Raw genomic sequence first — 19,297 nt, 5'->3', positions numbered from 1 at the left:
GCGCAAGGTCGCGCTACCTGCGGGGTTTGCCCGCGCTCTCCGACAGCGCTTGCTTGAGCGACGTTTTCGCCGAGCCCGGCTTGAGCGGCTTCTGCTGCGATGCATGGGGCGCCCAGCCCGACATCCACACCATGTTGAAGGTAGCGCGAATACGCCCGTCCGGATCGGCAAAGCGGCGGGCATAGATGGCGGCGGCGCGCAGGAAAACCTCGCGGGGCAGGGGCCTGCGGCTGCGCTCGGCAAGGGCACTGGTCGCGCCCATTGCGCGCAAATCCCTGATCAAGGCAAACATATCGTCATATCGCACGGTGAGCGTTTCGAGGTCGGTTACCGGAAGCGCGAATCCGGCGCGCTGCAGGAGCGCGCCGATATCGCGCAGATCGGCGAAGGGGCTTATGCGCGGGGCTGCGCCGCCGCAAATTTCAGTTTCCGCCTCGAGCAGGCTCTGCCTGAGTTCCTGCAGCGTGCCGGCCCCGCCCATCGCGCCGAGGAACAGGCCGTCTGGCCTGAGCGCGCGGCGGATCTGCACCAGCATGCCGGGGGTATCGTTGGTCTCGTGGAGGGTGAGGAGCGAGACAGCGAGGTCGAGGCTTTCCGGCTCCAGCGGCAGAACTTCCGGCTGAACCGACACCGTGCCCCCGTCGCCTGCGAGCATCGCTTCATCCATCTCGACGCGCCGAAGCCGCCCCACCTTGCCGCTGTCGCGGAGAACCCGGGCAGCATCGTCCGTCAGGCAGTTGATCGCGGCGGCGTCCTCGAACCGGCGTTCGACGGTTGCCAGGCGTTCGGACAAATCCTCCGCCGCGCGCCGCATCAGAAAGCGGGCGCCCTTGTCGCCCAGCCGCAGCGCACGCCGCTTGCGCGCGGCCAGTAGATCGGTATCGAATATTGCGACCATCTGTTCGCCGGGCTTCCATTCTTGAGCGACGTGCGCGCCCCTTCAGACGCGCAATGGACACTCAACCTTCCTGTTTTCCGTGCGGGCGTCAGGTGATTCCACCTGACTGCTGAGCGCTAAAGAGGTACCTGCCATCGCACGTTTGGCATATGATGCAAAGATGGGAGATTGGACGGGGCGGACAAGTGATGGGATTGCTCGAAGCCGGGCTGGTGCGGGCGGCGCTGTCGGCGCCGGCGCGGCTCCTGTTCCCGCCGGTCTGCCTGGGATGCCGCAACCTGACCGCCAGACCCGGCACGCTCTGCGCTTCGTGCTGGCCGAAAGTACGATTTCTGGAGCAGCCCTGGTGCCCGGTCATGGGCACGCCTTTCAGCCACGACATGGGCGAGGGGTTCCTGTCAGCCGAGGCCATCGCCAACCCGCCGCCCTTCGCCCGGGCGCGTTCGGCGGTGATCTATGACGGCGTTGCCCGGCGGCTGGTGCAGGGGCTGAAATTCGCCGACCGCACGGACCTGGCGCCCTGGATGGCGCGGTGGATGCTGCGGGCCGGAAAGGAGCTTGCCGAAGACTGCGATGTTGTGGTGCCGGTGCCGCTGCATCGCCGGCGGTTCTTTGCCAGGAGGTTCAACCAGTCGGCCGAGCTGGCGCGGGCATTCGCGCGGTTGGCGCGCCTCGAATATTCGAGCGCGGCGCTGGTGCGCAAGCGCAGCACGCGCCAGCAGGTGGGGCTCGGCGCGCGGGAGCGGGAGGCCAATGTGCGCGGCGCCTTCCTCGTGCCGGACGAAAGCAACCATATCGTGCGTGCGCGCCGGGTGCTGCTGGTCGACGACGTCTATACCACCGGGGCCACGGTGGCCGCCGCTGCGCGGTCGCTCAAGCGGGCAGGCGCACTGACCGTCGATGTCATTACCTTTGCGAGAGTCCTTCCGGGGGACTTTGCCGAAAACGACGACGCGCTTATATAGGCGTCAATGGATCTGGATAAGCGCATGCCCGATGTGACGATCTACACCCGGTTGGGGTGCGGCTATTGCAGCCGCGCCAAACGCCTGCTTGAAAGCAAAGGCGTCGACCTTACCGAACATGATGCCAGCTTCTCGACCGAGCTGCGGCAGGAGATGATCCAGCGGTCGAAGGGCAGCACGACCTTCCCGCAGATATTCATCGGCGATGTCCATGTGGGCGGTTGCGACGAACTCTACGCGCTGGAGGCGGACGGCAGGCTCGATGATCTGCTGACCGAACAGGGCGTTGGCGGAAGCGTGCGATGACGACCTTCCGCGCAGCAGCCCTTCAGATGCGCTCGGGCATGATGGTCGCGGCCAATGTGGCCGAGTTCGAGCGGCTGGTCCGCGAAGCGGCAAAGCAGGGCGCACGCTACGTGCAGAGCCCGGAGATGACGGGTCTCCTGGTGCGGGACAGGGCGCTCCTTCTCGAGAACATCACCGATGAGGCGAATGATCCCGTGGTGGCCTGTGCGGCGCGGCTGGCCCGGGAGCATGGGATATTCGTGCATATCGGCTCGACGGCGATCGCCGTCGGCGGCGGCAAGGTTGCCAACCGGTCCTTCCTCTTCGGTCCGGATGGCGAACGCATCGCCACCTACGACAAGATCCACATGTTCGACGTCGATCTCGACAATGGCGAGAGCTGGCGGGAATCGGCCACCTATGCCCCCGGCGAAGCAACGCTGGTGGCCGATCTGCCCATCGCCGCCCTCGGCTTTGCGATCTGCTACGATCTGCGGTTTCCGCAGCTTTTCCGCAGTCAGGCCATGGCCGGCGCGCAGGTGCTGACGGCACCCGCCGCCTTCACCCGCCAGACGGGCGAGGCGCATTGGCACGTCCTGACGCGCGCCCGGGCCATCGAGAACGGCGCCTATATGATCGCGGCGGCGCAGGGCGGCCGGCATGAGGACGGGCGCGAGACCTTTGGCCATTCGATCATCGTCGATCCGTGGGGCAAGGTGCTGGCGGAAGCGGGGCACGACGAGCCGGCCGTGGTCGTCGCCGACATCGATGTGGAGCAGTCGGGCGCGGCGCGCCGCAAAATTCCCAATCTCGCCAACGCCCGGGAATTCAACCTGGCCCGTGCGCTATACGCGGAGCCTGCATCTTGATCCGCTTCGATCTCGCCTGCGCGCAGGACCATTCTTTCGATGCCTGGTTCCGCAATGGCGCGGATTTCGATGCTCAAAACGAGAAGGGGCTCATCGCCTGCCCCCATTGCGGCTCCAACGACGTGCGCAAGGCGCTGATGGCGCCCGCCGTTTCCACCAGTCGCAAGAAATCGCAGGTGGCGCTGGCCATGGGCGATGAGCAGAAGAAGGCGCTGGCGAAGCTCAAGGCGCTGAGCGAGAAGGTTCGCGAGAACGCCGATTACGTGGGGGACAAGTTCGCCGAGGAGGCCCGCAAGATCCATTTCGGCGAGACCGATCCGCGGGGCATCTATGGCGAGGCGACGAGCGAGGACGTGAAGGGGCTGGTGGATGATGGGGTCGACTTCCTGCCGCTGCCGGTGTTTCCAGAGGATCGGAACTAGCCCTGAGATGCCGCGAGGCTTTTGCCGTCGGGTGGAATCACCTGACAGCCGAATAAACCGGCAACAAGGGACGCTCTAAGACTTCTCCGCCAGCACCATATAGTTGACGTCCATGTCCTTCGAGCGCTGCCAGCGGTCGGCGAGCGGGTTGTAGACGACGCCGGTCCTCTCCTTGATGGAAAGACCCGCCTTCTCCAGGGCCTTCTCCAATTCGGTCGGCCGCACCAGCTTTTCATACTGGTGCGTGCCGCGCGGCAGCCAGCGCAGCACATATTCGGCGCCGATGATGGCAAGGCCCCAGGCTTTGGTGGTGCGGTTGATAGTGGCGACGAACATCAGCCCGCCCGGCTTGAGCATCTCGCCGCATTTCCCGATGAAATAGTCCACATCGGCGACATGCTCGACAACTTCCATGTTGAGGATGACGTCGAATTTCTCGCCCTGGTCGGCGAGCGTTTCGGCCGGTGTCGCGCGGTAGTCGATGTCGACGCCGCATTCGGCGGCGTGGAGCCTGGCCACTTCTATGTTGGTCTCCGACGCGTCGGCGCCGACAACCGACGCGCCGAGCCGGGCCATCGGCTCGCACAAAAGGCCGCCGCCGCAGCCGATGTCCAGGATGCGCAGCCCGTTAAACGGCTTCGCGGCCCGCGGGTCGCGGCCGAAATGCGCGGCGACATGGTCGCGGATATAGGCGAGGCGTACCGGATTGAATCTGTGCAAGGGGCGGAACTTGCCGTTGGGGTTCCACCACTCGGCGGCCAGCGCCGAAAAACGCTCGACCTCGCGCGGGTCGATGGATGTTTGTCGTGCCTGGGGCATGGCGTCGCCGGTCCCTTCTGGTTTCCATTGGTTGCCGCTTGGGCTTGCGCCAACGCGCCGTCATGAAGTCGGGTCCTGCGGGCAGATTGTCAAGACGAGATCTTGGCCGCAAGTTTTGACAGCCGGAGCAGGTAGCTCGACCAGCCTTCCTTCAGCAACTGCCGGGTTCTTGCGGGAACTTCGCCTTCATGAGTGAGGACCAGTCGCACCCCTCCGTCCTCCTCCGTCAGGTCAAAGGTCACGCGCGATGGCGGCGCCTCATCCACGCAGTCGAATTTCCAGACCATCCGGTGCGGCGGCTCGAGTTCCAGAACCTCGACATTCGTCCAGCCGCGCCAGCCAGGCACGCTTGCGCCGGTAATCGTGAACCGGTGGCCCGCCACCGGCTTGAAATCCACCGTGAAGAACCAGTGGGCGATCAGCTCGGGCGTCGTGATGCAGGCCCATACGGTGGCCAGCGAGGCCCCGATGCGCCGCTCAATCCTCAGTTCGATTGATTGAAGCATCCTTCTCCTCGGCGAGTTGCTGCAGGCGGTCGAGATTGTGGGCCCAGAAGGCTGAAAGCTGCGCTGCCCAGTCCGCCACGTCGCGCAGCGGCCCAGGGTCGAGACGATAGAAGCGATGGCGGCCGGCAGTGCGCCGGCTTACCAGACCGGCGCGCAGGAGCACCTGCAGATGCAGGGAGATGGCGGAAGTCGTAAGGCCGGTGCCCGCCGCCAGCTCGCTCACCGAACGTTCCCTATTGGCCAAGCGCTCAAGAAGACGCCGGCGCGTCGGGTCGGCGATCGCGCCGAAAACATCGTGGGCGGCCGAGCGTCTCGCCATCCGGCTCCTCATTCAAGTAATTTCTTGAATATCAGCTAATCCGATGCCATGCTCACGTCAAGCGGCGGTTGTTTTCCCAGGAGGAGATTTCCCATGCAGCAATTGAATGGAATCATCCCGTGTCTCACCATCGACGGCGCGGCTGCGGCAATCGATTTTTACAAGAAGGCGTTCGGTGCGGAGGAGGTGAGCCGGGCCGAGGCGGAAGACGGCAAACGCCTGATGCACGCCCATATCCGCATCAATGGCAGCGATCTGATGATGTGGGACCTGTTCCCCGAATTCGGCATGTCGGCGGACGCGCCGCGCGGCGTCACGATTCACCTGGAGGTGGACGATGCCGACAAATGGTATCAGCGGGCAATCGATGCCGGCGCCACCGCGACCATGCCGTTGGAGAACGCGTTCTGGGGAAGCCGCTACGGGCAACTGCGCGACCCGTTCGGCCATAGCTGGGCCATCGGCTCGCCGCTGAAGGAATAGGCGCGCGCATCGCTTGCGAATATACCGGCTTTTGGCTATGGAAACCGCGGCCGTGGCGTGAATCCGCCGCTGCGGCCGCGTGAAATCCGCCCGCCCCGGGCGGCCGGAACTTTCAGGCAAAGGCAGTCTTGCGACCATGGCGCGCATCGTGATGAAATTCGGCGGGACGTCCGTCGCCGACATCGCCCGCATTCACAATGTCGCGCGCCACGTCAAACGCGAGGTCGACGCAGGCAACGAGGTGGCCGTCGTCGTCTCCGCCATGGCCGGCAAGACGAATGAGCTGGTCGGTTGGGTTCGCGACATGCCGAAGGCGTCGGGGGGCAATTCGCCTTTTTACGACGCGCGCGAATATGACGCCATCGTCGCCTCCGGAGAGCAGGTTTCTGCGGGCCTCCTGGCCATCGCGCTGCAGTCCATCGGGGTTGACGCCCGGTCGTGGCAGGGCTGGCAGGTGCCAATCCAGACGGATAATGCGCATGGCGCGGCCCGTATCCTCGAAATCGACGGGAGCGAACTGGTGCGCCGGATGGGAACGGGACAGGTGGCGGTGGTCACCGGATTCCAGGGCCTGGCCGCCGACAACCGCATCACGACGCTGGGCCGTGGCGGCTCCGACACCAGCGCCGTGGCGATGGCCGCCGCCGTGAAGGCCGACCGCTGCGATATCTATACGGACGTGGACGGTGTCTACACGACGGATCCGCGCATCGAGCCAAAGGCGCGCCGCCTGGCCAGAATCTCCTTTGAGGAGATGCTGGAGATGGCCTCGCTCGGTGCCAAGGTGCTGCAGGTCCGGTCGGTCGAGCTTGCCATGGTATACAAGGTGCGGACGTTCGTGAGATCGTCGCTCGATGATCCGGATGCGCCGGGGATGGGCGATTTCGACAACCCGCCCGGAACGCTCATTTGCGACGAGGAAGAGATCGTGGAACAGCAAGTCGTCACCGGTATCGCCTATGCAAAGGACGAGGCGCAGGTCTCGCTGCGCCGCCTGGCCGACCGGCCCGGCGTTTCGGCGGGCATCTTCGGGCCGCTGGCGGAAGCCAACATCAATGTCGACATGATCGTGCAGAATATCTCGGAAGACGGGTCGCGCACGGACATGACCTTCACGGTGCCCACCGGCGACCTTGATAAAGCCTTGAGCGTGCTGGACAAGGTGCGCGAGCAGGTCGGCTTCGACGCCATTCAGTCAGAGGCCGGGATGGTCAAGGTGTCGGTCATCGGCATCGGCATGCGCAGCCATGCCGGCGTCGCGGCGACGGCGTTCAAAGCGCTCGCCGAGAAGGGCATCAACATCCGGGCGATCACGACGTCGGAGATCAAGATTTCGATCCTGATCGACGGCGCTTATGCGGAACTGGCCGTGCGGACTTTGCATTCTGTCTACGGTCTCGATAAGCAATAACTGGAACAATTCCCGCCGGCCGCCTGTCAGTGCTGTCGTGGGATGGCACCAGAAAAAAGAGGGGTCCGATGCGAGAGACAGCCGCCGGTCCGCGCATTCTACTGAGGCGTCTCCGCGAGATGATGGCGGAGGCGCTGGAGCCACAGGAGCGGCTCGACCGCATCGTGCGCGAAATCGCGCAGAACATGGTGGCCGAGGTCTGCTCGCTCTACATCCTGCGCGCCGATTCCTTTCTTGAGCTCTATGCGACCGAGGGTCTCAACCCCGGCTCCGTTCACCTTGCGCAACTGAGGCTGGGCCAGGGGCTCGTCGGCACCATCGCGGCAAGCGCACGGGCGCTCAACCTGTCGGACGCACAGAAGCATCCAGCCTTCGCCTATCTGCCGGAAACGGGCGAGGAGATCTATCATTCCTTCCTCGGCGTGCCGGTGCTTCGCGCCGGGCGCACGCTCGGCGTGCTGGTCGTGCAGAACCGCACCAAGCGCCATTATCGCGACGACGAGGTGGAAGCGCTGGAAACGGTGGCAATGGTCATCGCCGAAATGATCGCCACGGGCGACCTGGCACGGCTGACGCGCCCCGGCATGGAGCTCGACCTGCGCCGTTCCGTCAGCATGGAAGGGCTTTCCTTCAATGAAGGCGTCGGGCTCGGTCATGTCGTCCTGCACGAGCCGCGCATCGTCGTCACCAATCTGTTCAACGAAGACAGCGACCAGGAGATGGAGCGGCTGGAGGTGGCGCTGAGCTCGCTGCGCCTTTCCATCGACGACATGCTGTCGCGCCGCGACGTCGCGTTCGAGGGCGAGCACCGGGCGGTGCTGGAAGCCTATCGCATGTTCGCCAACGACCGCGGCTGGGTGCGGCGGCTGGAAGAGGCCGTACGGAACGGGCTGACGGCAGAGGCAGCGGTGGAGAAGGTGCAGAGCGACATGCGGGCGCGCATGCTGCACATGACCGATCCTTATCTGCGCGAGCGCATGAGCGACTTCGACGATCTGGCCAACCGGTTGCTGCGGCAGCTCATGGGACGGGGCCCGGATGCGTTGGCGGAGGTGCTGCCGAAGGACGCCATACTGGTCGCCCGCAATATGGGCGCGGCCGAATTGCTGGATTATCCAAGGCAGAAGCTGCGCGGCCTGGTGCTTGAAGACGCGGCGCCGACGAGCCACATCGTGATCGTCGCCCGCGCCATCGGCCTGCCGACGGTGGGCCAGGTAAAGGGCGCGGTCTCGCTCTCGGAAAATGGCGACGCGATCATCGTGGATGGCGAGGAAGGACAGGTTCATCTGCGCCCGCAGGCCGATATCGAGGCCGCCTATTCGGAGAAGGTGCGGTTCCGGGCACGGCGTCAGCAGCTTTACCGCGAACTGCGCGACCGGCCGCCCGTCAGCAAGGATGGCGTGGCTGTCGAATTGCTGATGAATGCCGGGCTGGCGGTGGATCTGCCGCAGCTCGCGCAGTCCGGCGCGGCGGGTATCGGGCTGTTCCGCACGGAGTTGCAGTTCATGGTGGCCTCGACCTTCCCGCGGGTGGAGGCGCAGGAGCGCCTTTACAGGGAAGTGATCGATGCGGCGGACGGCAAGCCGGTCACCTTCCGCACGATCGATATCGGGGGCGACAAGGTGCTGCCCTATTTCAAGGGCGCACAGCAGGAGGAAAACCCGGCGCTCGGCTGGCGCGCCATACGCCTGACGCTCGATCGTCCCGGCCTGCTGCGCACGCAGGTCCGGGCGCTGTTGAAGGCGTCGGGCGGGCGCGAGCTGAAGCTGATGCTGCCCATGGTGACGGAAATCTCCGAGATCACCAGGGCGCGCGACATCATCGACCGTGAGGTGCGCCATCTGTCCCGCTTCGCCCATCATCTGCCGACCAGCCTGAAGCTGGGGGCGATGGTGGAAGTGCCTTCGCTCCTGTGGCAACTGGACGAGTTGATGAGTGCGGTGGACTTCGTCTCGGTCGGATCGAACGACCTCTTTCAGTTCGTGATGGCGACCGACCGCGGCAATACGCGTATTGCCGATCGCTTCGACCCGCTGTGCGCGCCGTTCCTGCGTCTGCTGCGGCAGATCGCCCAAGCCGGCAAGGAAGCGGACAAGCCCGTGACGCTGTGCGGCGAACTGGCCGGGCGGCCGATCTCAGCGATGGCGCTTCTTGGCATCGGCTATCGGGCGATCTCCATGGCGCCGGCCTCGGTCGGCCCAGTAAAGGCCATGTTGTGCGAGCTGCCGCTGGAGGCGCTGAGCGAGCGCATGGAGATTGCCCTTGCCAAGAACGCCGCGACAACCGATATCCGCGCTGAGCTTCGGCAATTTGCCAGCGAACACGATATCCCTATTTGACTGAATACATGCCATGACCGAATTGCCGCGCGAGCGTATGGACCAGGTGCTGAAGCGCTTCGAGATGATCGAGGCGCAGATGGCTGCCGGCCCGTCGCCGGACGAATATGTGAAGCTTGCCTCCGAATATTCCGACCTTCAGCAGGTTGCGGACGCGATCCGTTCGCTCAGGAAGGCCGAAGACGAGCTCCGCGACCTGGAGGCTATGCTCGCCGACAAATCGACCGACGCGGAAATGCGCGAGCTGGCGGAAGCCGACCTGGAGACGGTGGAAGAGCGCGTCGAGAAGCTGCGGGCCGATCTCCAGCTTCTGCTGCTTCCCAAGGACGAGGCGGACGACAAGAACGTCATCCTGGAAATCCGCGCGGGCACGGGCGGCGACGAGGCAGCGCTTTTCGCCGGCGATCTTTTTCGCATGTATGAGCGCTACGCCGCCGAGCGCGGCTGGCGCGTCGAGGTGGTGTCGGCCAGCGAGGGCGAGGCCGGCGGCTACAAGGAAATCATTGCCACGGTCTCGGGACGAGGCGTGTTCTCGCGGCTGAAGTTCGAGTCGGGCGTCCACCGGGTGCAGCGCGTGCCGGCGACCGAGGCGCAGGGGCGCATCCACACGTCCGCGGCGACGGTGGCGGTGCTGCCGGAGGCGGAGGAGATCGACGTCGATATCAGGACGGAAGACCTGCGCATCGATACGATGCGCGCCTCCGGCGCGGGCGGACAGCACGTCAACACCACCGACTCGGCCGTGCGCATCACCCATATCCCGACAGGTATCGTCGTGATGCAGGCCGAGAAGTCGCAGCATCAGAACCGCGCGCGCGCCATGCAGATCCTGCGCGCCCGCCTGTTTGACGCGCAGCGCACAAGGGCGGACGACGAGCGCTCGGAGGCGCGCCGGCTGCAGGTCGGGACCGGCGACCGCTCCGAGCGCATCCGCACCTACAATTTCCCGCAAGGGCGCGTCACCGATCATCGCATCAACCTGACGCTCTACAAGCTCGACCGGGTGCTGGAGGGCGAGCTGGACGAGGTGATCGACGGGCTGATCTCCGACCACCAGTCCAAGCTGCTGGCGGCGACGGCCGATGGGTGAGGCGCGCCTGCCCGGCTCGCTGGACGTTTTGCTGCGGCAGGCAAGGACCATTCTTCGGGAAGCCGGCATAGCGGGAGCCGCCTTCGATGCCCGGCTTATCGTCGAGCACTTTGCCGGCACAAGCCAGGCCGAGCTGATCGCATCACCCGACCGGGCGGTGACCGACGACGAAGCCAAGGCCGTTCTTGCCGCCGTGCGGGAGAGGGCAGAGGGCAAGCCGGTCCATCGGATATTGGGCTACCGCGAATTCTACGGCCTCAAGCTGATGCTGTCGCCGGAGACGCTGGAGCCCCGGCCGGACACGGAAACGCTGGTCGATATGGTGCTGCCGCATCTGCGCCAAACCGTCGGCCGCAAAGGGACCTGCACCATCCTCGATATGGGGACCGGAACGGGGGCCATCGCGCTGGCGCTCCTGAGCGCGGTGCCGGAAGCCCGCGCCGTGGGCACCGATATTTCCGGCCATGCCCTTGCAACGGCGCGGGCGAATGCCGATATGAATGGATATAGCGAGCGGTTCGTGACCAGAAGGTCCGATTGGTTCGGCGAAATCGAAGAATCATTCGATCTCATCGTGTCGAACCCGCCCTATATTGCAACGGCTGAAATGGACGATCTTCCCGGGGAAGTGCGCAAGCACGATCCGATCACCGCATTGCACGGCGGGGCCGACGGGCTTGATGCCTACAGGAAGATTGCCGCAAAGGCGGGCCGCCATCTCAATGCGGCGGGTGCCGTAGCCGTGGAAGTCGGAAGCAGCCAAGCGATTGACGTCAAAGAAGTATTCGCTTCCAGCGGCTTTCGGACGGCAAGCGTCGCGGCCGATCTTGCGGGGCACGACCGCGCGATATTGTTCGTTGCCTGTTGAGGCAAAAGACGGACGCGAAAAAAGACTTGGCAAGCGTTTACAATGCCGCTAGTTTCCGCCTGCCGGATGAGACGAAGCAGGCAGTGCCGTCATAGATTCGGTTCCCGCGGACAGACTGCCTTTTTGCGTTATCGACGCATATGCTTCGTGCGGGGATCATCGGGCAAGTGAACACGACGCGGAACGGGATGGCATTCGCGGCCGCCTTACGGATGCGGTAGACCGCCAAGGGGTAATTGCGAGAATTGCAGCGCCTTAGCGCGCTTTTCTCCGCTGATCACAATACAAATCATCAGCTGTCTCAAACAAAGAGAATGGAATGAGGCCACAACAGCAGAACAGGCGTATGCGCGGACGCGGTAACAACAACAACCGCAAGGGACCCAATCCCCTTACCCGCAGCTACGAGAGCAACGGGCCGGACGTGAAAATCCGCGGAACCGCCCAACAGGTTGCCGACAAATACACCACTCTGGCGCGCGATGCCCATAGCTCGGGCGACCGGGTCATGGCGGAGAACTACCTGCAGCACGCCGAGCATTACAACCGCATCATCGCCGCAGCCCAGGCGCAAGCCCAGCAGCAGAGCATGCGCGACCCGCGTGACGACAGCGATCGTGATGTGCGCGAGGACAATTACGAGGACAACGAGGATCGCGACGATCGCGAGGATCGTTTCTCCGACCACACGCCGGAGCAGCCGCGCCAGCGGTCCGGCGACGGTTCGGGGCCGCAGCCGGTCATCGAGGGTACGCCAGCCGAAGTTGCACTGAAAGACCGCGAATCAAGCCGGGGCAACGGCGCCCGGTCCAACGGCCGCGGTCGGGGCAGAGCCAGCGCGACAGGCGAAGACGAAAACGCCGCCAGGGCGGAAAGTGCCGGTACGCCGCCGTCGGACGCCGGCGACGAGGCGGCGCCCAAGCCTGCCAAGCGCGCCCGCAGGCCCCGTGCCAAGAAGGCCGACGAGGCCGGTTCGCAAGACGCAACCGCCAACAAGGATGCGTCCGAAGCAAACATCAGCGAGGAAGTCGTAGCCCAAGGCTGAGACCTTGCTGCGACTGAACGTTAGAGCGCGGTGCGTCTTTCAAGACGCACGGCGCTCTAAACCATTGAATCTACGCATCGTGCTTTCCGAAAATCGATTCCGATTTTCGGGCCGATGCTGTAGCACGATGCTGTAGAGGCGGCAGGCTCGGCCCGCCGCCTTTCGTTTGCGTCCTATCTTGTCCGCTTTGACCAATGTTCCCATATCCACATCGGGTTGGGTCTGCCACAATCGATCGGTTCGTTTCGGTCGCGGGGACCCGTCGCATTGGTCGTGACTGACGCCGCCAAGCGGGTCAGCGCGGAAATGGAGACAGATATGGACATTGAAAAATATTCCGAGCGGGTGCGTGGCTTCATCCAGTCGGCTCAAACCTACGCGCTCTCGCAAAATCACCAGCAATTCACGCCCGAGCACGTCCTGAAGGTGCTGGTCGACGACCCCGAGGGACTTGCGGCCTCGCTGATCGAGCGGGCAGGCGGCAGCGCCCGCAACGTGCGCCTGAGCGTCGAAGCGGCTCTGAAAGCCATGCCCAAGGTGGAGGGCGGCAACAGCCAGCTCTATCTCGCCCAGCCTTTGGCCAAGGTCTTCGCGACCGCCGAGGACATGGCGAAGAAGGCCGGCGACAGCTTCGTCACCGTGGAGCGCCTGCTGACGGCGCTCGCGGTGGAAAAATCCGCCAAGACGGCCGATATCCTTTCAAAGGCCGGCGTCACGCCGACTGCTCTCAATCAAGCGATCAACGATATCCGCAAGGGCCGCACCGCCGATTCGGCGAGCGCCGAACAGGGTTACGATGCGCTCAAGAAATATGCGCGCGACCTGACGGCGGACGCACGCTCGGGCAGGCTCGATCCGGTGATCGGCCGCGACGACGAGATCCGCCGTACCATCCAGGTGCTGTCGCGGCGCACCAAGAACAATCCTGTGCTGATTGGTGAACCCGGCGTCGGAAAGACGGCGATCGCCGAGGGCCTGGCCCTGCGGATCGTGGACGGGGACGTGCCCGAATCGCTCAAGGACAAGCGGCTGATGGCGCTGGACATGGGCGCGCTGATCGCCGGCGCCAAATATCGCGGCGAGTTCGAGGAGCGGCTGAAGGCGGTGCTTGCGGAAGTGACCGCGACCAGCGGGGATGTGATCCTGTTCATCGACGAGATGCACACGCTGGTCGGCGCCGGCAAGGCCGATGGCGCCATGGACGCCTCCAATCTTCTGAAGCCGGCGCTGGCGCGGGGCGAGCTGCACTGCGTCGGCGCGACCACGCTCGACGAGTACCGCAAGCATGTGGAAAAGGATGCCGCGCTCGCCCGCCGCTTCCAGCCTGTGTTCATCAACGAGCCCACTGTCGAGGACACGGTCTCCATCCTGCGGGGCCTGAAGGAGAAATACGAGCAGCACCACAAGGTGCGGGTCTCGGACTCCGCGCTGGTCGCAGCTGCCACCCTTTCCAACCGCTATATCACCGACCGCTTTCTGCCCGACAAGGCTATCGACCTGGTGGACGAGGCCGCCGCGCGCCTGCGCATGCAGGTCGATTCGAAGCCGGAAGAGCTTGACGAGATCGACCGCCGCATCATGCAGCTCAAGATCGAGCGCGAGGCGCTGAGGGCCGAGAAGGACGCGGCATCGAAGGACCGGCTGGAGAAGCTGGAGAAGGAATTGTCGGCGCTCGAGGAGGAGTCCACCCGGCTTACCAGCCGCTGGGCTGCGGAGAAGGACAAGCTTGGACTTGCCGCCGACCTCAAGCGGCAACTCGACGAGGCGCGCAACGACCTTGCCATCGCCCAGCGCAAGGGTGAGTTCCAACGCGCCGGCGAGCTGGCCTACGGGGTCATTCCCGAGCTCGAGAAGAAACTGGCAGCGGCAGAAGCGCAGGAAGACGGCGCGCCAGGCAGCATGGTCGAAGAGACGGTGACGCCGGACCACGTCGCCCACATCGTGTCGCGGTGGACCGGCATTCCCGTCGACAGGATGCTGGAAGGCGAGCGCGAGAAACTGCTTCGCATGGAGGACGAGCTCGCCAAGCGCGTGGTCGGCCAGGGCGAGGCCGTGCAGGCGGTCTCCAAGGCGGTGCGGCGTGCCCGCGCCGGCTTGCAGGACCCGAACCGGCCCATCGGCTCCTTCATGTTCCTCGGCCCCACCGGCGTGGGCAAGACGGAGCTCACCAAGTCGCTGGCCCACTTCCTGTTCGATGACGAGCATGCGATGGCGCGCATCGACATGTCGGAGTTCATGGAAAAGCACTCCGTCGCCCGGCTGATCGGCGCGCCTCCCGGCTATGTCGGTTACGAGGAGGGCGGTGTCCTGACGGAAGCCGTGCGCCGCAGGCCTTACCAGGTGATCCTGTTCGACGAGATCGAGAAGGCGCATCCGGACGTCTTCAATGTGCTCCTCCAGGTGCTCGACGACGGACGGCTGACCGACGGGCAAGGCCGCACGGTCGACTTCCGCAACACGCTGATCATCATGACCTCCAACCTTGGCGCGGAGTATCTCGTGGGCCTTGGCGAGGGCGAGGACGTGAACAAGGTGCGCAACGAAGTGATGAGCGTGGTGCGGGCGGCCTTCCGGCCCGAGTTCCTTAACCGCGTGGACGAGGTCATTCTGTTCGACCGGCTGCGTCGCGAGGACATGGGGCAGATCGTCAGGATACAGCTCGAAAGGCTGGAGCGCCTTTTGTCGGACCGCAAGATCCAGCTCGAGCTCGACGACGAGGCCGTCGCGTGGCTGGCCAACAAGGGCTACGATCCGGCCTACGGCGCCCGGCCCTTGAAGCGGGTCATACAGAAGGAGCTGCAGGATCCGCTGGCCGAAAAGATCCTGCTGGGCGACATTCTCGACGGCTCGACGGTCAAGGTGACGGCCGGAGCGGACCGCCTGGACTTCCGGGCCCGCCGCAACGACACTGCGGACGCGGCCGAACAGGCCGCCTGAAATCGCCAGCGGGGGAGGCGCGGATGACGCTCGACGAGTACAACCGCTTCTGCGCCTCCTTGCCCCATGCCACCCATGTGGTGCAGTGGGGCGGCGCGCATGTCTGGAAAGTGGGCGGCAAAGTCTTTGCTATCGGCGGCTGGGGCGATGGCGGGGCCCTTGCCGTCACGTTCAAATGCTCTCCGGCTGCCTTCGACATTCTCAGCGAGCAACCGGGGCTGCGGCCGGCGCCCTATCTGGCGTCGCGCGGGATGAAATGGATCCAGCGACAGACCGACGAGACCATGGATGACCAGGCGCTATGCGAATATCTGACGGAGAGCCATCGTCTCGTTGCGCTGGGACTGACCGCAAAGCTGCGACGGGAGCTGGGTTTTGCCGAGTAACGGAAACGGCGGATCGATGCTGTGGCGACCGTTCGGCCATTTTCATGCCCGGTTCATACCATAACGGCTAACACTGCTTTGCAGGCATGTGCGGTGCGGCAGGGGCAATATCGATCGGGAGCCGAAATTGACACGCTATCTGGTGCCATTTTTCTCCGGGCTGGCCATGGCCTCGCAGGCGGGCGCGGTGCCGTTTACGGACAGCCGTGCAAATGCGCCAGCGGTCCTGCCGCAGGCGCAGGTTCAGCTTGCGCAGGCCTATGATTTCGACGTTTATATCGACCAGTATGGCCGAGAGGTGGTGGTGGATCCGCGGACGGGGCGTGTGGTCGAAATCCGCCCTCCGGTCATGCAGCGCCCTGCTTTGCAGCCGCCGCCGGCCGCGCGCCGCGCGGCGCGCGACAGGGAGCTTGGCCGCCGCAGCTACGATCTCACCGACCCGCGGGACCTGGAGCGGCTTCGCCGCGACCGGGAAGCCATCATCGCGCGCGAGCCGCCGCCCTATGGCGGGCCCCGCTATAGCGACCCCGGTTATCGCGATCGGGGGTTGGACGATTACGGCTATGAGCGCGAGCCTGGCTATGACGATTTCGATGGCTTTGCCGATGAGCCGGGCCAATGGGGGGATGATGGCGATGTGCGCCGCGAACCGTTGGCCCCGCCCGGAAGCGGACGCGACGACTATGCCGCTGTCCCCCAGGATGAAACGGGCCTGCCACCCACCGGCGGCGATGACCTGCGGCCGGCGCTGCCGGGCGACGAGCGCGCCGTCACGGTTCCGGGGGCGCGCGGCGCCAGCGAGGATGTAGCCCAGTTCCAGGTCCTCCTTGATCGCGCGGGCGCTTCGCCCGGCGTGATAGACGGGCGCACCGGCGACAATGTGAACAAGGCCATCAGCGCTTATCGGGAGATCACCGGCCAGCGCCTGAGGACCTACGACAAGGAATGGATCGAGGCCGAGCTGGAAAGGACCGGCGGTCCCGCCTTTGTGGATTACACGATCACGGCGGCGGATGCCGCCGGACCCTATATCGCGTCGGTACCCGAAGACTACGGCGAGAAGGCCAGGCTGGAGCGGCTCGGCTTCACGCGGGTGAGCGAGATGCTCGCCGAGCGGTTCCACATGGATGAGAAATATCTGGTTGCTCTCAATCCCGATGCCGATTTCAGCCGCCCGGGAACCCGGATCAAGGTGGTCAATCCAGGGGAGACGGCCGACGCCAAGGTGGCGCGCATCGTCGCCGACAAGGCGGCCAAGCAGGTGCGCGCCTATGATGAGCGGGGCCGTCTGGTGGGGGCCTATCCGGCGACCATCGGCTCGGCCGATACGCCTTCTCCGATCGGCACCCACGAGGTGGCGCGCATCGCCTTCGATCCTGAATACACCTACAATCCCAAGGTCAATTTCAAGCAGGGGGAGAACGACAAGGTTCTGACGATCCCGCCGGGCCCGAACGGGCCCGTGGGCTCGATCTGGATCGCGCTGTCGAAACCCACCTACGGCATCCACGGCACGCCCGAGCCGTCCAAGATCGGCAAGACCTCCTCCCATGGCTGCGTGCGCCTGACCAATTGGGATGCGCAGGAACTGGCCAAAAGGATCAAGCCCGGCGTGACCGTCGAGTTCGCCGAGTAGCTTTGCCGGCAGGAGCGGGGAGCCCGGCCTTCTACTGGGCTCTGGCGACGGGCACTGGGGCGTCGAAGGAATCGCCGAGCAGTTCATCGATGCGTTTGCGCTCGCGTTCGAAGGCGGCCAGGGCCTCGCCCTCGAGCGCGCGGCTTTCAGGCAGGCGCACACGCATCGGATCGACCTTGCGGTCGTTCACGATCATTTCGTAGTGCAGATGGTTGCCCGTCGACTGGCCGGTGGAACCGACATAGCCGATCACCTGTCCCTGGCGGACCGTCGCGCCGGGAACCACGCCCTTGGCAATGGCGCTCTGATGGTTGTACGAGGTGCGGTAGCCGTTGGCGTGACGGATGATCGTCTGCCTGCCATAGCCGCCGGCCCATCCGGCCTTTTCCACCGTTCCGTCGCCCGGTGCGATGATGGGGGTGCCGCGCGGGGCCCCCCAGTCGACGCCCGTATGCATGCGCGAATAGCCGAGGATGGGATGGCGGCGCATGCCGAAGCCGGAGGTGAAGCGGCCGTTCGGCACGGGGTTTCGCAAGAGGAAGGGCTTTGATCTTTTCCCTTCGCTGTCGAAGTAGTCGACCGTCCCGTCGGGCATCTGGAACCGGTAATAGGTGCGGACCTTGCCGCCGAACGCCGCCGAAACATAAAGCAGCTCCGAATTTTCGGAGGCGCTGCCATCTTCATTCGGCTGCGAGAAGAACACCTCTATGCGGTCCGACGAGGAAAGCCGCGATTGATAGTCGACATCGGCGGCGAGCAGCTTGATCAGCCGCTGGGTCAGACGCTCGTTGAGACCGTAAGAATAGGCCGCATTGTAGATGGCGTCATAGGTGCGCGGCAGGTCGGCGCGCGCGCGGGGGGCTGAGGCTCGTTGTCGAGCATGGCCAGAAGTTCGGTGCCCGCGTTTGGCTCCTCGGCCGGCACGTGCTGGCCGCGATCGTCGACGGCGATGGTAAGGATGTGCTGGCGGCCGTCATAGACGCTGGTGCGGACGATGCGGCTCATCTCTCCCTCGACCAGAACGCCAACCCGCAGCATCGTTCCGGCCTTCAGCGCATTGCTGTTCATCAGCTTCGCGATCGCCTCCGCCATGTCGGCGGCGTCGTCTCCGTCATAACCCGAGCCGGCAAGCGCCTCGGCGATGTCCTGGTCTGTCTGGAAAAAGACGACGTCCTCGGCAAAGCCGTCGGACGGGCCGGTCGGCCTCGTCATCGGCGCAACCGATACGTTCTCCTGGACGATGCGGACGCCGAAATTGGCCAGCGACTGGGCGGACAGCGCATCGCCGCCGAAGCGCTGGGGATCGACATAGTGAAGTGCCGCGACCTGGACGTCGCCGTCGGTCAGGATCGCGCTGGTATTGCGCACGACCTCCTCGACCTCCTCGGCCGACAGGTCGCTGTTTTCGTCGAAGGACGCGCTTTTCATGGGGAAGGGGAGGGTGCGCAGGCTGACTTCGCTTTCCACACGCGCGCCATAGATGAGGCCGGTCTGCGCATGGGCGGTGGCGCCGTCCTCTGCGAACACGGTCAGCGGGTCGAATGGCGGATAGTCCCGGCCGGCGGTGTGGCCGGCTGCGAGCGCCATGCGGACATGCACGAAGGGAAGGGTGCGCACGACGTCGCGGTCCCCTTCCTTCAGGACCGTGGAAACTTCCATGCGCCGGCGGTCGCTGGGCTTGGCCAGTGTGCGCGAGGGGATGAGACGCGCGGTCTTGGCGGCCTCGCCGGAACCATGCTCCATCTCGCCGAGCCCTACGAGTTCGGGAGGGGTGGCCAGTTGTTCGCGGCCGTCGAGGGCGGCCGAGAGCGCGACACCCATGAGAACGGTCGAGGTGACGCCGGTCAAAAACGTGCCCAGCAGCCATCGCGCGGAGATCTCGCGGCGATCGGGCGGGCCGCTGCGGCCGTCCGCTACCAGCGGCGGCTCGTCGCCGAGTGTCGTGTTTGTGGAACCTTTATTATCCAACGCTGCGGATGCTCTTTGATTATGAACCGGCTTGCGCCGGTGCGTCGCCCC

Annotated in this window: 17 protein-coding genes and 1 pseudogene; 13 read left to right on the top strand and 5 right to left on the bottom strand. The window is 65.0% G+C overall.

Translation table 11 applies throughout. The features are described from left to right. Positions 1-13: 13 nt before the first annotated feature. Positions 14-898: a methyltransferase domain-containing protein gene (locus tag NTH_RS07755; protein WP_338529478.1), complete on the bottom strand. Its 885-nt coding sequence runs from the start codon at positions 896-898 to the stop codon at positions 14-16. 188 nt (positions 899-1,086) lie between these two features. On the opposite strand from NTH_RS07755, the gene NTH_RS07750 reads away from it, so the two are divergent. The 4 genes from NTH_RS07750 to NTH_RS07735 are packed head-to-tail and all read left to right on the top strand — an operon-like array spanning position 1,087 to position 3,439. Continuing rightward, a complete protein-coding gene (locus NTH_RS07750; protein WP_338529477.1) occupies positions 1,087-1,863 on the top strand; it encodes a ComF family protein in 777 nt (258 codons plus the stop codon). Positions 1,864-1,887: 24 nt separating this feature from the next. Further along, entirely contained in the window at positions 1,888-2,169 is a 282-nt protein-coding gene (grxC, locus tag NTH_RS07745; protein WP_338529476.1) for a glutaredoxin 3, read from the top strand. Beyond that, positions 2,166-3,017 (top strand): carbon-nitrogen hydrolase family protein, encoded by an 852-nt coding sequence (locus tag NTH_RS07740; RefSeq protein WP_338529475.1) that lies wholly within the window; start codon positions 2,166-2,168, stop codon positions 3,015-3,017. Before grxC ends, NTH_RS07740 begins: the two co-directional genes overlap by 4 nt. Continuing rightward, on the top strand, positions 3,014-3,439 hold the full coding sequence (locus NTH_RS07735; RefSeq protein WP_338529474.1) for a DUF1178 family protein: 426 nt from the start codon (positions 3,014-3,016) through the stop codon (positions 3,437-3,439). The genes NTH_RS07740 and NTH_RS07735 overlap by 4 nt, the downstream gene beginning before the upstream one ends. Positions 3,440-3,514: 75 nt before the next feature. Here the strand turns inward: NTH_RS07735 and ubiG are convergent, their stop codons facing one another. The 3 genes from ubiG to NTH_RS07720 all read right to left on the bottom strand — a co-directional run bounded on the left by ubiG (position 3,515) and on the right by NTH_RS07720 (position 5,083). After that, positions 3,515-4,258, bottom strand: coding sequence for a bifunctional 2-polyprenyl-6-hydroxyphenol methylase/3-demethylubiquinol 3-O-methyltransferase UbiG (ubiG, locus tag NTH_RS07730; protein ID WP_338529473.1), 744 nt, complete (start codon positions 4,256-4,258; stop codon positions 3,515-3,517). Between the two features lie 89 nt (positions 4,259-4,347). Continuing rightward, positions 4,348-4,764, bottom strand: coding sequence for an SRPBCC family protein (locus NTH_RS07725; protein ID WP_338529472.1), 417 nt, complete (start codon positions 4,762-4,764; stop codon positions 4,348-4,350). Then, entirely contained in the window at positions 4,736-5,083 is a 348-nt protein-coding gene (locus NTH_RS07720) for an ArsR/SmtB family transcription factor (RefSeq protein WP_338529471.1), read from the bottom strand. The genes NTH_RS07725 and NTH_RS07720 overlap by 29 nt, the downstream gene beginning before the upstream one ends. Positions 5,084-5,176: 93 nt before the next feature. Here NTH_RS07720 and NTH_RS07715 point away from each other — a divergent pair, with 93 nt between their 5' ends. The 9 genes from NTH_RS07715 to NTH_RS07675 all read left to right on the top strand — a co-directional run bounded on the left by NTH_RS07715 (position 5,177) and on the right by NTH_RS07675 (position 17,278). Then, complete coding sequence (locus NTH_RS07715; protein WP_338529470.1) at positions 5,177-5,566, top strand: VOC family protein; 390 nt, start codon at positions 5,177-5,179, stop codon at positions 5,564-5,566. Positions 5,567-5,702: 136 nt separating this feature from the next. Beyond that, on the top strand, positions 5,703-6,977 hold the full coding sequence (locus NTH_RS07710; protein ID WP_338529469.1) for an aspartate kinase: 1,275 nt from the start codon (positions 5,703-5,705) through the stop codon (positions 6,975-6,977). A 68-nt stretch (positions 6,978-7,045) separates the two neighbouring features. Beyond that, positions 7,046-9,316: a phosphoenolpyruvate--protein phosphotransferase gene (gene ptsP, locus NTH_RS07705; RefSeq protein ID WP_338529468.1), complete on the top strand. Its 2,271-nt coding sequence runs from the start codon at positions 7,046-7,048 to the stop codon at positions 9,314-9,316. 13 nt (positions 9,317-9,329) lie between these two features. Further along, positions 9,330-10,406 carry a peptide chain release factor 1 gene (gene prfA, locus NTH_RS07700; protein ID WP_338529467.1) on the top strand — a complete coding sequence of 359 codons (1,077 nt, stop codon included), beginning with the start codon at positions 9,330-9,332 and terminating at the stop codon, positions 10,404-10,406. Then, the gene (gene prmC / locus NTH_RS07695) at positions 10,399-11,274 is read left to right on the top strand and encodes a peptide chain release factor N(5)-glutamine methyltransferase (protein WP_338529466.1); all 876 of its coding nucleotides are present in this window, start codon (positions 10,399-10,401) and stop codon (positions 11,272-11,274) included. The genes prfA and prmC overlap by 8 nt, the downstream gene beginning before the upstream one ends. 346 nt (positions 11,275-11,620) lie before the next feature. Beyond that, the gene (locus NTH_RS07690; protein ID WP_338529465.1) at positions 11,621-12,319 is read left to right on the top strand and encodes a DUF4167 domain-containing protein; all 699 of its coding nucleotides are present in this window, start codon (positions 11,621-11,623) and stop codon (positions 12,317-12,319) included. Positions 12,320-12,637: 318 nt separating this feature from the next. Further along, positions 12,638-15,256, top strand: coding sequence for an ATP-dependent chaperone ClpB (clpB, locus tag NTH_RS07685; protein ID WP_338529464.1), 2,619 nt, complete (start codon positions 12,638-12,640; stop codon positions 15,254-15,256). A 23-nt stretch (positions 15,257-15,279) separates the two neighbouring features. Further along, positions 15,280-15,642 carry an MmcQ/YjbR family DNA-binding protein gene (locus NTH_RS07680; RefSeq protein ID WP_338529463.1) on the top strand — a complete coding sequence of 121 codons (363 nt, stop codon included), beginning with the start codon at positions 15,280-15,282 and terminating at the stop codon, positions 15,640-15,642. A 166-nt stretch (positions 15,643-15,808) separates the two neighbouring features. Beyond that, on the top strand, positions 15,809-17,278 hold the full coding sequence (locus tag NTH_RS07675) for a L,D-transpeptidase (RefSeq protein ID WP_338531833.1): 1,470 nt from the start codon (positions 15,809-15,811) through the stop codon (positions 17,276-17,278). 31 nt (positions 17,279-17,309) lie between these two features. Here NTH_RS07675 and NTH_RS07670 read toward each other — a convergent pair. Further along, positions 17,310-19,246, bottom strand: a pseudogene (locus NTH_RS07670) (M23 family metallopeptidase). Positions 19,247-19,297: the final 51 nt, after the last annotated feature.

This window comes from Nitratireductor thuwali, assembly GCF_036621415.1.
Taxonomy (GTDB): Bacteria; Pseudomonadota; Alphaproteobacteria; order Rhizobiales; family Rhizobiaceae; genus Chelativorans; species Chelativorans thuwali.
This window is presented reverse-complemented; position numbering and strand designations above follow the sequence as displayed.

Coding starts and splice junctions, on each gene's coding strand:
- NTH_RS07675 (WP_338531833.1), top strand. CDS start 15,809: ATGGCCTCGCAGGCGGGCGCGGTGCCGTTTACGGACAGCCGTGCAAAT.
- prmC (WP_338529466.1), top strand. CDS start 10,399: ATGGGTGAGGCGCGCCTGCCCGGCTCGCTGGACGTTTTGCTGCGGCAG.
- NTH_RS07755 (WP_338529478.1), bottom strand. CDS start 898: ATGGTCGCAATATTCGATACCGATCTACTGGCCGCGCGCAAGCGGCGT.
- ubiG (WP_338529473.1), bottom strand. CDS start 4,258: ATGCCCCAGGCACGACAAACATCCATCGACCCGCGCGAGGTCGAGCGT.
- NTH_RS07750 (WP_338529477.1), top strand. CDS start 1,087: ATGGGATTGCTCGAAGCCGGGCTGGTGCGGGCGGCGCTGTCGGCGCCG.
- NTH_RS07715 (WP_338529470.1), top strand. CDS start 5,177: ATGCAGCAATTGAATGGAATCATCCCGTGTCTCACCATCGACGGCGCG.
- NTH_RS07720 (WP_338529471.1), bottom strand. CDS start 5,083: ATGGCGAGACGCTCGGCCGCCCACGATGTTTTCGGCGCGATCGCCGAC.
- NTH_RS07740 (WP_338529475.1), top strand. CDS start 2,166: ATGACGACCTTCCGCGCAGCAGCCCTTCAGATGCGCTCGGGCATGATG.
- NTH_RS07725 (WP_338529472.1), bottom strand. CDS start 4,764: ATGCTTCAATCAATCGAACTGAGGATTGAGCGGCGCATCGGGGCCTCG.
- NTH_RS07710 (WP_338529469.1), top strand. CDS start 5,703: ATGGCGCGCATCGTGATGAAATTCGGCGGGACGTCCGTCGCCGACATC.
- clpB (WP_338529464.1), top strand. CDS start 12,638: ATGGACATTGAAAAATATTCCGAGCGGGTGCGTGGCTTCATCCAGTCG.
- ptsP (WP_338529468.1), top strand. CDS start 7,046: ATGCGAGAGACAGCCGCCGGTCCGCGCATTCTACTGAGGCGTCTCCGC.
- NTH_RS07680 (WP_338529463.1), top strand. CDS start 15,280: ATGACGCTCGACGAGTACAACCGCTTCTGCGCCTCCTTGCCCCATGCC.
- NTH_RS07690 (WP_338529465.1), top strand. CDS start 11,621: ATGCGCGGACGCGGTAACAACAACAACCGCAAGGGACCCAATCCCCTT.
- grxC (WP_338529476.1), top strand. CDS start 1,888: ATGCCCGATGTGACGATCTACACCCGGTTGGGGTGCGGCTATTGCAGC.
- prfA (WP_338529467.1), top strand. CDS start 9,330: ATGACCGAATTGCCGCGCGAGCGTATGGACCAGGTGCTGAAGCGCTTC.